Annotated in this window: 11 protein-coding genes; 9 read left to right on the forward strand and 2 right to left on the reverse strand. The window is 47.1% G+C overall.

Features of this window, described 5'->3' with window-relative positions; all coding sequences use genetic code 11:
- Positions 1 to 34 precede the first annotated feature (34 nt).
- The 9 genes from dinB to ACG3M1_RS12340 all read left to right on the forward strand — a co-directional run bounded on the left by dinB (position 35) and on the right by ACG3M1_RS12340 (position 9,966).
- Positions 35 to 1,216, forward strand: a complete 1,182-nt coding sequence (dinB, locus tag ACG3M1_RS12300) for a DNA polymerase IV (protein WP_008817237.1) — start codon at positions 35 to 37, stop codon at positions 1,214 to 1,216.
- A 94-nt stretch (positions 1,217 to 1,310) separates the two neighbouring features.
- Positions 1,311 to 1,934, forward strand: coding sequence for a stage II sporulation protein M (locus tag ACG3M1_RS12305; RefSeq protein ID WP_002609038.1), 624 nt, complete (start codon positions 1,311 to 1,313; stop codon positions 1,932 to 1,934).
- A gap of 37 nt (positions 1,935 to 1,971) precedes the next feature.
- On the forward strand, positions 1,972 to 2,634 hold the full coding sequence (locus ACG3M1_RS12310; RefSeq protein ID WP_008817236.1) for a tRNA1(Val) (adenine(37)-N6)-methyltransferase: 663 nt from the start codon (positions 1,972 to 1,974) through the stop codon (positions 2,632 to 2,634).
- Positions 2,631 to 3,554 (forward strand): tyrosine recombinase, encoded by a 924-nt coding sequence (locus tag ACG3M1_RS12315; protein WP_008817235.1) that lies wholly within the window; start codon positions 2,631 to 2,633, stop codon positions 3,552 to 3,554. Before ACG3M1_RS12310 ends, ACG3M1_RS12315 begins: the two co-directional genes overlap by 4 nt.
- Positions 3,555 to 3,866: 312 nt before the next feature.
- Positions 3,867 to 4,703, forward strand: a complete 837-nt coding sequence (locus ACG3M1_RS12320; RefSeq protein ID WP_002609041.1) for an Mrp/NBP35 family ATP-binding protein — start codon at positions 3,867 to 3,869, stop codon at positions 4,701 to 4,703.
- Positions 4,704 to 4,969: 266 nt separating this feature from the next.
- Positions 4,970 to 6,271 (forward strand): adenylosuccinate synthase, encoded by a 1,302-nt coding sequence (locus ACG3M1_RS12325; RefSeq protein ID WP_009269136.1) that lies wholly within the window; start codon positions 4,970 to 4,972, stop codon positions 6,269 to 6,271.
- 146 nt (positions 6,272 to 6,417) lie between these two features.
- A complete protein-coding gene (locus ACG3M1_RS12330) occupies positions 6,418 to 7,674 on the forward strand; it encodes a glutamine synthetase family protein (protein WP_008817234.1) in 1,257 nt (418 codons plus the stop codon).
- A 16-nt stretch (positions 7,675 to 7,690) separates the two neighbouring features.
- Positions 7,691 to 8,263, forward strand: a complete 573-nt coding sequence (locus ACG3M1_RS12335) for an ANTAR domain-containing response regulator (RefSeq protein WP_008817233.1) — start codon at positions 7,691 to 7,693, stop codon at positions 8,261 to 8,263.
- A gap of 101 nt (positions 8,264 to 8,364) precedes the next feature.
- On the forward strand, positions 8,365 to 9,966 hold the full coding sequence (locus ACG3M1_RS12340) for a CTP synthase (protein WP_008817232.1): 1,602 nt from the start codon (positions 8,365 to 8,367) through the stop codon (positions 9,964 to 9,966).
- A 101-nt stretch (positions 9,967 to 10,067) separates the two neighbouring features.
- Here ACG3M1_RS12340 and purB read toward each other — a convergent pair whose 3' ends face one another.
- Together purB and purC are read right to left on the reverse strand one after the other, a co-directional pair.
- Positions 10,068 to 11,498, reverse strand: coding sequence for an adenylosuccinate lyase (purB, locus tag ACG3M1_RS12345; protein ID WP_009269133.1), 1,431 nt, complete (start codon positions 11,496 to 11,498; stop codon positions 10,068 to 10,070).
- Positions 11,499 to 11,536: 38 nt separating this feature from the next.
- Positions 11,537 to 12,244, reverse strand: coding sequence for a phosphoribosylaminoimidazolesuccinocarboxamide synthase (gene purC, locus ACG3M1_RS12350; protein ID WP_009269132.1), 708 nt, complete (start codon positions 12,242 to 12,244; stop codon positions 11,537 to 11,539).
- Between the last annotated feature and the right edge of the window lie 166 nt (positions 12,245 to 12,410).

Raw genomic sequence — 12,410 nt, forward strand, 5'->3', positions numbered from 1 at the left:
AGTATACTATACTGTAAGACAAGGGAGTTGTTTTATGGCAGGAAGAGTTATCTTACATATTGATCTAAATTCCTACTTTGCAAGTGCGGAGATATTGAAAAACTCTGCACTGGAGGGGCAGCCGGTCGTTGTGGCGGGACTGCACAGGCGAAGTGTGGTATCAACGGCAAGCTATGAAGCCCGCAAGTACGGGGTACACAGCGCGATGCCATTGCATATGGCAATGGAGAAGTGTCCAAATCTTGTTGTTGTTCAGGGCGATTACGGCTGGTATGAGGAATTGAGTAATCGTTTTTTTAAATATCTGCGTCGTTTTTCAAGTCTGATCGAGCCGGCCAGTATCGACGAATGCTATATGGATGTCACCGATGTCATCAAGGACTATAAGCGACCGCTGGACCTTGCCTGGCAGATACAAAAGAGTGTGCAAAAAGATTTGAAGCTGCCCTGCAGTATCGGTGTGGCACCGAACAAATTTCTGGCAAAAATGGCAAGCGACATGCGTAAGCCGATGGGAATCACGATATTGCGCAAGCAGGAGGTTCCCAAAAAGCTGTGGCCGCTTCCCATCAGTGATATGTGGGGAATTGGAAAGAAGACGGTACCACTGCTGATCAAGCATGGAATCACAACGATTGGCGACCTTGCGGATGCAGAAAATGAATCCAAAATCATGACGCTGCTTGGCAAGCATGCCTATACATATATTCAGAATGCACGTGGTAACGGAAGTGCACAGCTTTCCTTCAATACCAGTGTGCAGTCCATATCGCAGTCCACAACTCTGGATCGTGATATTACGGATTATGAGGAGGTTAAAACCGTTTTGAAGCGTCTTGCGGCCACATTGAGCAGACGGGCAAGGGAAGATCATATCAAGGGTTCTTTAATATCCATCAGTATCCGCTATTTTGACTTCACCAATGCCGTTCGTTCCACCAACATTCATTCCTATACCGATGATGCAAACGTGCTGCTGGAGCATGCACTGCTCTTATTTGACCGTCACTACAACGGCAGGGAAATCCGTCATCTGGGAATCGGTCTGGGCTCTCTGTATTCCGCAGAGCATACGATCGATCAAATCGATTTGTTTCAGCATGAGATTCAGCCGCTGAACGATGTCGAGGATGTGTTGAAGGAGCTGAATGCGCAGCTGCCGGGAGCGCATCTGATACGAGCCAGTGATATTCATGCGTCCAAGGGACAGAAATAAACGAAAGAGCCTCATAAAAGCTTATGAGAAGTTTGTCGATAAGTTGGCAGCAAGACTGCCTTCTTTTTTTCATATAGTGTAGTGAGGTGACAATATGAAAAAAAATATTCCCCTAAAAAAGAGGCAGGGTTATCATGGGTTTCTCAAGAAATACCATAACGTATATCTGTTTATAGCGATTCTTGTCGGCTGCGGGATACTGATGGGTATCATTGTATCCAATTATATTGATGTATCGGATATAAAGAGCTTATCCAGCTATCTGACGACCATTGATTCCGGTGTTGATAAATACGATTACTTCGTATCGCAGTTTTTCAGCGGTATCGTGTTTATTCTGTTTGTGTTTTTGCTGGGAACCTCCCTGATTGGAATTCCCATTATCAGCTTTATCGCCTTTACGAAGGGTATGCAGATCGGCTTTTCCTGTGCGCTGTTTGTGTATACATATCATTTAAAGGGAATTGCAGGCATTATCATGACCCTGCTTCCACAGGTGGCAATGGATCTGATTGCGACCTTTCTGATCTCCGCCAGCGCCATTCAGCTGTCCATGTATATCATCTATTCCACAACGAATCGGGAGCGGCTCAATTTCAAGCAGCTGGGCAACAATGTACTGAACGATATCTTTATCTGCTTTGTGATCATTCTGGCAGGCAGCTATCTGAAATCGACACTGGTGATCGAATTCATAAAACTGTTTAATTTGATGTGATCTTCCGCTATAATAATAGAGACAGGGAGGTTGCAGCATGGAAAATTACACGTATGATTATATCAACGGGACGGATATTTATCTGTATCAGCATAAAAAGATGTTTCGCATCAACACAGACACGGCGCTTCTGGCGCAGTTCATGAAGGTCAAAAAAGGGGAACGGGTACTGGATATCGGCACGAACAACGGAGCGTTGCTTCTTGCGGCACACCGCTATGCTCCGTCATATCTGTATGGCATCGATATCCAGCCGGAGGCCATAGCGGTTGCGGAAAAGAATATGGAGCATCACCATATAACGAATGTGGTGCTCATGGCACAGGATATATGCGATGCCGCTTTGGAAAAGGTGGATGTTATTGTCTGTAATCCGCCATATTTCAAGGTGGATCAGGAAAGCAATCTCAATGAATCGCAAAGTCTTCAGATGGCGCGCCATGAACGCTTCCTCACACTAAGGACCCTGTGTCAGCGGGTCAGTGAGCTGCTGGATGAAAAGGGACGCTTCTATATGGTGCACCGGGCTTCCCGTATATCGGAAATCGCCTATACCCTGAAGCAGCATCGTCTGGAAATTCGTACCCTCCAGTTTGTCTATGATGCCAACAGAGAGGAAGCAGTCAGTGTATTGGTGGAGGCGGTAAAGGATGGCAGGGTAAACGCCCACGTACTGTTACCGCAGATCATAGAGCGATGAATCTGCAGGAGGCTCTGCAGGACTATCTGCATTACATACAGGCGGTTGATCAGAAATCACTGGCAACCATTCATTCCTATACACAGGATTTGCAGGAATACCTCAGCTGGCTGCAGATGCAGGGAAAAACGGAGATGGAGGATATTCTGCCCCGGGATATCCAAAGCTTTTTATCTGATATGGAGCAGGGGGACATACAGGAGGACGGCCTGTGCTATAAGCGCAGCAGTGTCAATCATATGCTGAGCAGCATTCATATGTTTCACCGCTTTATCTCAATGAACCATCCCTCGATTCTGGATCCCTCGATCCATCTGCGGGGAGGGAAGAAGGAACAGAAGCTGCCCCTGTATTTCAATCCGCATGATATCGAGCTGCTGCTGGACAGCTTTGGACAGGATGCGCAGGGACTGTATCAGAAAGCCATTCTGGAGCTGCTGTATGGCTGCGGTCTTCGTGTCAGTGAGGTGTGCGAGCTGCGCATAAATCAGGTACACCTGGAGCAGGGCTATCTGCGGGTGATCGGAAAAGGGGATAAGGAACGCATGGTGCCGATGCATGAACGCTGTATGCGTGTCCTGCGTACGTATCTGACACAAATCCGTCCAACATGGGAAAAGCGGAAAAGTACACGTGTTTTCCTGAACAGCAGAGGAAATGTTCTGACACGGCAGTATGTTCATACGCTGATTAAGCAGCGCCTGCAGGCACTGGGGCTGGATGAGCGTCTTTCAGCGCACAGCTTCCGTCACAGCTTTGCGACACATCTGTTGGACGGCGGTGCAGATTTACGGGTTGTGCAGGAGCTGCTGGGACACAGCGATATCGCAACAACACAGATTTATACTCATGTGCAGAACCGGAGGCTGAAGGAAGCCATCGATCAGTATCATCCCCGCTCCGTTAAAAAGGAGAAATGACAACGAGGAAAGCGCACATCATAAGCTTAGTCATATACCACCTCACTGCCTCTGCTGCATGGAGTGCTGTCTAAGATAACATACAGGAGGAAGGCAGTTCTAGTTAAAATTATAGAAGGTTTCTGCACGAACAGCGCATAGCCTTCATCGTGCTGGCAAAGAGTCATTTATCGCAGACAGGAAACGCACCTTCCGTTTGCTATACGAGCCCTACCATCCATTTCGCGAAAAAGTGAATCGAAAGCATTGGAAAACGATGCGAAAAGATGTAAAATAAGATAGGTTATACAGATAATATAAGGAGAGCTGAATATGAGTAACTGTAATTCATGCCCCAGCAAGGGAACCTGCGGCAAGCAGGCTGACAGCTGCGGCATCCAGAATAATGAACGCAATAAAATCCGTCATGTCATCGGTGTGATGAGTGGCAAGGGCGGTGTAGGAAAATCCAGTATGAGTGTACTGATGGCAAAGGAAATGGCCAGAAGAGGCTTTCGTGTCGGTATCATGGATGCGGATATCACAGGACCAAGTATTCCACGTCTGATGGGACTGGAGCATGCACAGGCATTCGGTACAAACGACGCCATTGAGCCGGTCGTGGATAAGGATGGCATCAAGGTCATGTCTTTGAATTTTCTGATGGAGGATGAAAACCAGCCGGTTGTATGGCGCGGTCCGATCGTAGCAAATGCAGTTAAGCAGTTCTGGACTGATGTCGTATGGGAGGAGCTGGACTATCTGTTCATCGATATGCCTCCGGGAACTGGTGATGTCGCGCTGACGGTACTGCAGAGTCTGCCTGTCAGCGGAGTTATTATGGTATCCACTCCGCAGCCGATGGTATCCATGATCGTATCCAAGGCAATCAATATGTGCAAGCAGGTCAAGGTCGAGGTACTGGGGATTATTGAAAATATGAGCTATGTCGTTTGTCCGGATTGCGGTAAACGGATCGAAATCTTCCAGCACCGCAATGTGGAGGATTTTGTCAGGGAAAATGAGGTGCCTTTATGGGCAGAGCTGCCGATGATGGACAGCATTTCCAGAATTTACAAGGATGATGATTTCGATACGGAAACAGCACAGCAGATGTATGCCTGGATTTCACCTGCGGCAGATCAGCTGATTGAAAAAATGGGCAAATAAATACATAAAGAGGAATGTTAAACAGCACGATAACCTTTATTGGATATCGGCTGCATCTTCCTCTTTTTTTTGCGTAGTCTTACTACAACAGCAAAGCTCCTTTACAGGGGATATTTAGATAAAAATGCTGGAAATCCTTTCACCCTTCTTGGATGAAACAATTTTCAAAAAAAGATGTTTATTTTTTACATGAAGTGTGCTATATTAGTAAAGGATTTTTTAAAAGTATCAATCTGCTTTGAAAATACCCGTAAGGAGGAATTTTTATGCCAGGATATGTAGTTGTCGGAACCCAGTGGGGAGACGAAGGAAAAGGCAAGGTTGTAGATTATCTGGGATCACGCATGGATGCCGTTGTGCGATTTCAGGGAGGAAACAATGCGGGTCATACCGTCGTTGTACAGGATAAACACACAGGACAGAACCAGCAGGTGGTGCTTCATCTTCTGCCAAGCGGTGTGCTGCAGAAGGCTTCCTGCATCATCGGACCAGGGGTTGTTGTGGATCCGTTTGTCTTTCTGGAGGAAATCAATCAGCTGGAGGAGCGCGGTTTCAATACAGATCATGTATTGCTCAGTGACTGCTCACACATCATCATGCCCTACCATGTACGGCTGGATGCTTTGATTGAAGCAAGTCTGAAGGATCATAAAATCGGAACAACCAAGCGGGGAATCGGCCCCTGCTATGCGGATAAATATTCCCGTCAGGGACTGCGTATCGGAGATTTGCAGGATTTTGAAAGCTTTAAGAAAAAGCTGAAGCTTGCAGTGGATATGAAAAATATCACCTTTCAGAAGGTGTATGAGGATCCGGGCTTTTCCTATGAGGAGCTGGTTGCGCAGTTTGCGCAGATTCGCAAGGCATTACTGCCGCGTATCATCAATGCACAGATTGTAATCAACCAGGCACTGGATGCACAGAAGCAGGTTTTATTTGAGGGTGCACAGGCCGCCATGCTGGATATCAATTACGGGAACTATCCGTATGTGACAAGCTCCTCTCCAACCTCCGCCGGTGTTTGTACCGGTGCCGGCGTTTCACCAAAGAAGCTGGATGTCATCATCGGTATCGCGAAAGCATATTCCACAAGAGTCGGAGAGGGACCGTTTGTGAGTGAGCTGTTCGACGATATGGGTGCGTGGCTGCGTGAACAGGGACATGAGTTCGGGGCAACCACCGGACGTCCGAGACGCTGTGGCTGGCTGGATGTGAATGTGGTGCGTCATGCGGCTATGATCAACGGATTGAGCGATCTGGTTATCACCAAGCTGGATATTCTGAGCGGCCTGAAGAAAATACGCATGTGTGTAGCTTACGATATTGACGGTGTACGCTATGATTATATCCCGAGCAGCATGGAAGAGCTACAGAGGGCAAAACCGATTTATGAAGAGTTTGACGGCTGGCAGGAGGATATTTCTACGATGAAGACCTACGAGGAGCTGCCTGAAAACTGCAAAATCTATCTGCGTCGTATCGAAGATCTGTGCAATACGCGAATTTCTATGATTTCTGTCGGTCCGGAACGCAACTGCAACATTTATCTTCATGAAATGCTGAAATAGTTGACAACAGCACATCACTTTTGTAATATAATACTGGTATCGGAACAAAGGCGTTCTACAGGCGGAAAACGTAGCTTTTCCAGATTTGTAGACGCCTTTTTCGTATAAGCGGCCAAATGCCACACAGGATAGTAAGGAGGATGCATATGGTGACAAGTGAACGTGAAATTATGGAATTCATCGAGGAATATGATGTGAAGTTTATTCGTCTGGCTTTTTTCGATTTGTTTGGCAACCAAAAAAATATATCCATCATGCCCCGGGAGCTGAAGCAGGTATTTGCCCATGGCTTGAGCTTTGATGCAAGTGCAGTTAGCGGATTTTCTCAGGAATCACAATTTACAGAGGAGCATACCTCCGATCTGTTTCTGTTTCCGGATATCTCCACACTGACCATTCTTCCATGGCGTCCGCAGATTGGGCGTGTTGTCCGAATGTATTGTGAGATACGTTATCCTGATGGGAGTGCATATGCTCTGGATACACGCTCTCTGCTGAACCGTATGAGAAAGCAGGTAGGCGGGAAGGGAATGCAGATTATGGCAGGCACGGAATGCGAGTTTTACCTGTTTGAGCGAGATGAAAACGGAAAGCCGACAACGATTCCCTATGATGAGGCTAGATATTGTGATATTGCGCCACTGGATAAGGGTGAGAATGTCCGACGGGAAATCTGCCTTGATCTGGAGGAGATGGGCATTCATCCCGAAAGCTCGCATCATGAGCAGGGACCCGGGCAAAATGAAATCGACTTCCGTTTTGACGAGGTTATGCCCTGTGCTGATAATCTGATGACCTTTCGCAATGTCGTGGACATGGTTGCTCTCTCCAGCGGTCTGAAAGCAAATTTTCACCCAAAACCGCTGCAGCAGCAGCCGGGAAACGGTCTGCATATCAATCTGTCCCTGTTTCGAAACGGCGAAAATCTGTTTGCACAGGAGCAGGGCCGCTACATGGAGGCTTTTCTGTCCGGGATACTTCGTCGTATCCGGGAAATTACCCTGTTCTTAAATCCGGAAACAGAATCCTATCTGCGTCTGGGAGAGGATAAGGCTCCCAAATATATTTGCTATTCCCGCAGCAACCGTTCCGCACTGATTCGGATACCGGCAGCCAATGAGCATCGCACACGCATTGAGGTACGCAGTCCCGATCCCTCCTGCAATCCCTATTTGGCACTGACACTGCTTATTGCCGCAGGTATGGAGGGCATCGAGGATGGATTAACGGCGAAAGAGTTTCATGGAAATGTCTATCTGCATCATGAGGGTCTACAGGAACTGCCCAGTTCACTGCAGGAGGCTCTGCAGCTAGCTCAAAACAGCAGCTTCACAAAGCGTGTTTTGGGAGAGGAACTGCTGCAGGGCTTTCTAAACGCGAAGATCAAACAGCTACGCATGTAAGAAAGGGGGACTGGTCATGTTACATGTGCTTCTCGTCAGTACGAGTGAGAAAACCACAGGAATTCTAAAGGAATATCTGAATATGGAGGACTGTATGAATATCACAGCCTGTAAAACGGCCTCCAGGGCACGTAGAACGGCTCTGGAAACAGCCTTCGACATGATCATCATCAATTACCCGCTTGCGGATGAACGTGAATATGAGCTGCCGCAGGATCTGGCAGAAAAAAGTGATGCCTCTATCATGCTTATGGTACCGGCTGAGGTCTATGATATCATTGCGGATCGCATGGAAAAAGCCGGTATTTATGTGTTGTTAAAGCCGGTTAATAAAACAGTACTGCTCTGCGTCTTACGCTTTGCCATTGTCACGCAGAAGCGCATCCGCGCCATGCGTATGAGAAATCGCTCACTGAAGGACAGACTGAGTGAAATTAAAGTTATCGATCGGGCAAAATGCCTGCTTATGGAACATGAGCAGCTAAGTGAAGCACAGGCACACCGGTATCTGGAAAAGCGAGCTATGGATTCGCAGATGAGCCGACTGCAGGTGGCGGAGCAGCTGTTGAAAAAATATCAGCTGCCCTGACTGTAAGGAAAGTGATGCAAGAGCTGCCTTACGTTTTCTGCATATGCAGGGAAGCTGCAGTATTGGAATGAAAGGAAACAATAGAAAAAGGAAGGTCATATATGAGTAAATTTATATTTGTAAGCGGCGGTGTTGTGTCCGGTCTGGGGAAGGGCATCAGTGCAGCATCCCTGGGACGACTGCTGAAAGCAAGAGGTCTGAAGGTCAGTGCAATGAAGCTGGACCCCTATATCAATATCGACCCGGGGACGATGAGTCCCTACCAGCATGGCGAGGTATTTGTGACGGAGGATGGAAGTGAAACCGATCTTGATCTCGGTCATTATGAGCGTTTCATTGATGAGAATCTGAATCGCTACTCGAATGTGACCACCGGAAAAGTATACTGGAACGTCTTAAACAAGGAGCGGGAAGGGAAATATCTGGGGGAAACCGTGCAGGTTATTCCGCATATCACCAATGAAATCAAGGATTTTATCTATAAGGCACAGGAGGAAAGCGGTGCGGATATCATGATTTGTGAAATCGGAGGTACCACCGGGGATATTGAGAGTCTGCCTTTTCTGGAAGCAATCCGTCAGGTTGCACAGGATAAGGGAAGAGAAAACTGTCTCTTTCTTCATGTAACACTGATTCCCTATCTCGAAAGCAGCGGGGAACATAAGTCAAAGCCGGCTCAGCACTCTGTCAACCAGCTGCAATCCTATGGTATCTTTCCGGATATCATCATAGCGCGCTGCAGCCGCCCGTTGGAGGAGGGGATTCGTGATAAGCTTTCCCTGTTTTGCAATATACCAAAGGAGTGTGTATTCGAAAACAGAACGATGCCTTCTCTGTACGAGGTACCCTACATGCTGCAAAAGCAGGGGCTGGATGATGTCGTTTGTAGAAAATTCCATATCGATGCACCACAGGCGGATCTGCGCTCCTGGAGTATGCTCATGGAGCATGCAGGGGATGTGACAGAAACAGTGACAATTGCTCTGATTGGAAAATATGTTCGCCTGCATGATGCCTATCTGTCTGTGGTAGAAGCGCTGTATCATGCGGGATTGAAAAACAATATAAAGGTACATATCAAATGGATCGATTCAGAGAATATTACGGAAGGCAGTATCCGGGAGCTGCTGCAGGATTGCAGTGGCATTCTGATACCGGGAGGCTTTGGTACGCGCGGAATTGAAGGAAAAATACGGGCAGCCACCTATGCCAGAGAGCACAATATACCTTATCTGGGTATCTGTCTGGGAATGCAGATAGCCGCAATCGCCTTTGCACGAAGCGTACTGGGCTACAGCGACGCCAACTCCTATGAATTTCAGCCGGAAAGCAGCCATTTGATCATTCATTATATGGCAGATCAAAGCGATGAACAGGATATGGGAGGAACCATGCGTTTAGGCGCATATCCATCCAGAATCAAGGAAGGGACGCAGCTGTATCGCGCCTACCGGACAACGGAAATTTCAGAGCGTCACCGTCACCGCTATGAATTTAATAATCAGTTCCGTGAGGAATTTATACAAAACGGCATGGATATCACAGCAACCTCACAGGACGGTTCTCTGGTGGAAGCTGTGGAGTGTGTCAACAATGATTTCTATGTCGGGGTGCAGTTTCATCCGGAATTCAAAAGCAGGCCAAATCGTCCGCATCCGCTGTTTACCGATTTCATTGCCTACTCCAAGGCTAACAGAAAGTAGCTGACTACGGTGCTGCGCATTACCGCCGTAAGAATAGAAAAAGACTCTGATTTACCTATACAATCAAAGTCTTTTTTTATTTTTATGCAGAATAGCTTAGCCTACACATTGATCTCCGCATGCAGACCCAGCGCATCCTTTTCTGTTTCCAGAACCGGATCAATGCATTCTTCGAAAAATTCCACGGTCTGACTTGGCGCACGTCCAACAAAATTGATCGGGGACATAATAGCCTTCAGCTGTTCCATATTCATAGGGAACATTGCATCCTCTGCAATACGCTTCAGCAAATCATTTTCCAGCCCCTCCTCCTTGACAACCTTACCGGCAGCCATGGAGTGAACACGGATACGCTCATGCAGCTCCTGACGGTCACCGCCTGCCTTGACAGCATCCATCAGAATCATTTCCGTCGCCATAAACGGCAGCTCCTTCATCAGGTGGGATTCGATGACCTTCGGATATACAACCAAGCCATCGGTGATATTGAGGTATAAATCCAGAATACCATCCACTGCCAAAAATGCCTCCGGAATACTGATACGCTTGTTTGCAGAATCATCCAGCGTACGCTCAAACCACTGGGTAGCAGCAGTTATTGCAGGATTCAGGGTATCTGCGATAACATAGTTTGCCAGAGAAGCCATCCGCTCACTGCGCATCGGATTGCGCTTATAGGCCATCGCACTGGAGCCGATCTGTCCCTTTTCAAACGGCTCCTCCACTTCCTTCAGATTCTGAAGCAGACGGATATCATTGGAAAACTTATGTGCACTCTGCGCTATGGAGCCCAGTGCATTCAGAATTCGGGAATCCACCTTACGGGAATATGTCTGTGTGGAAACAGCAAAGGATTTTTCATAGCCCATTCTGTGAGCGACCATCTGATCCAGCTGCTTCACCTTCGCTTCATCATTATCAAACAGCTCCATAAAGCTCGCCTGTGTACCGGTTGTCCCTTTGCAGCCGCGCAGCTTTTTATTTTCCAGAAGGAAGCACAGCTCTTCATAATCCAGTAGCAGGTCCTGTGCCCAGATAGCAGCACGCTTTCCCAGTGTTGTGGGCTGTGCAGGCTGAAAATGTGTAAATGCCAGCACCGGCAGGTCCTTGTAATCCAAAGCAAACTTTTTCAGCTCCGCAAGGACGTTTACCAGCTTTTTCTTCACCAGCTCCAGCGCCTCATACATGACAATTAAATCCGTATTGTCACCAACGAAGCAGGAGGTTGCGCCCAGATGAATGATTCCTTTCGCATTTGGACACTGCTGTCCATAGGCGTATACATGGCTCATGACATCGTGACGGACAATTTTCTCCCGCTCCCTTGCGACATCATAGTTAATGTCCTCTGCATGTGCCTTTAATTCATCGATCTGTTCCTGTGTGATAGCAAGACCCAGCTCCTTTTCGCTTTCCGCCAGGGCAATCCACAGCCTTCTCCATGTACGGAATTTCTTGTCATTGGAGAAAATGCGCTGCATCTCTTCACTGGCATAGCGCTGTCCCAGAGGGCTTATGTATCTGTCGTTCATCTGAAAACATCCTTTCTATGTATTCGTTTGTTGTTCAATTATTTAATTCCCAGTCTTCTGTATACTTCCTGATATGCATCCTCAACATTTCCGAGGTTTCTTCTGAAACGATCCTTATCCAGGTGATCATGCGTATGAATATCCCAGAAGCGGCAGGTATCCGGTGAAATCTCATCAGCTAACACAATGCCGCCCTTAAAACGTCCAAACTCCAGCTTGAAGTCAATCAGCTCGATATCAACCGCTGCAAAGATACTCTTCAGCTCTTTGTTTACAGCAAACGCCAGCCTTGTAATCTCATCAATTTCCTCCTGTGTGGAAATACCGACAGCAAGTGCCATGTAATCATTGATCATAGGATCCCCCAGATCATCATCCTTATAGCTGAATTCCAGAATCGGGCATTTCAGCTCCATACCTTCCTTCAGTCCCATACGCTTTGCAAAGCTTCCGGCAACCTTGTTTCGGATAATAACCTCCAAAGGAACGATTTCCACTTTTTTAACGAGTGTTCTGCGATCATCCAGCTCCTCGATCAGGTGTGTAGGAATCCCTTTATCCTCCAGCTTTTTAAACAGGAAGTTCGTCATTTTGTTATTAACAACGCCTTTTCCGAGAATCGTACCTTTTTTCTGACCGTTGAATGCCGTCGCATCATCCTTGTAATCTACGATGACCTGATCCGGATTTTCTGTTGCGAATACTTTTTTTGCTTTACCTTCGTACAGCATTTCTAACTCTTTCATTTTGTTCTTTTCCTCCTGCTAGTTAACATTAACTTCAGCGCAAGAATGGGCAGATTCTGCCTTTTTTTCTTACCATATTATTATAGGTCAGCCCCTCATGCAAGTCAAGAATGCGCAGGACATTTGAAAACATTTTTCAAGCCCAGACAGCATGCCTGTAAATTTC

The sequence above is a fragment of the Clostridium sp. 10cd* genome, from assembly GCF_044336395.1.
Classification (GTDB): domain Bacteria; phylum Bacillota_I; class Bacilli_A; order Erysipelotrichales; family Erysipelotrichaceae; genus Clostridium_AQ; species Clostridium_AQ innocuum.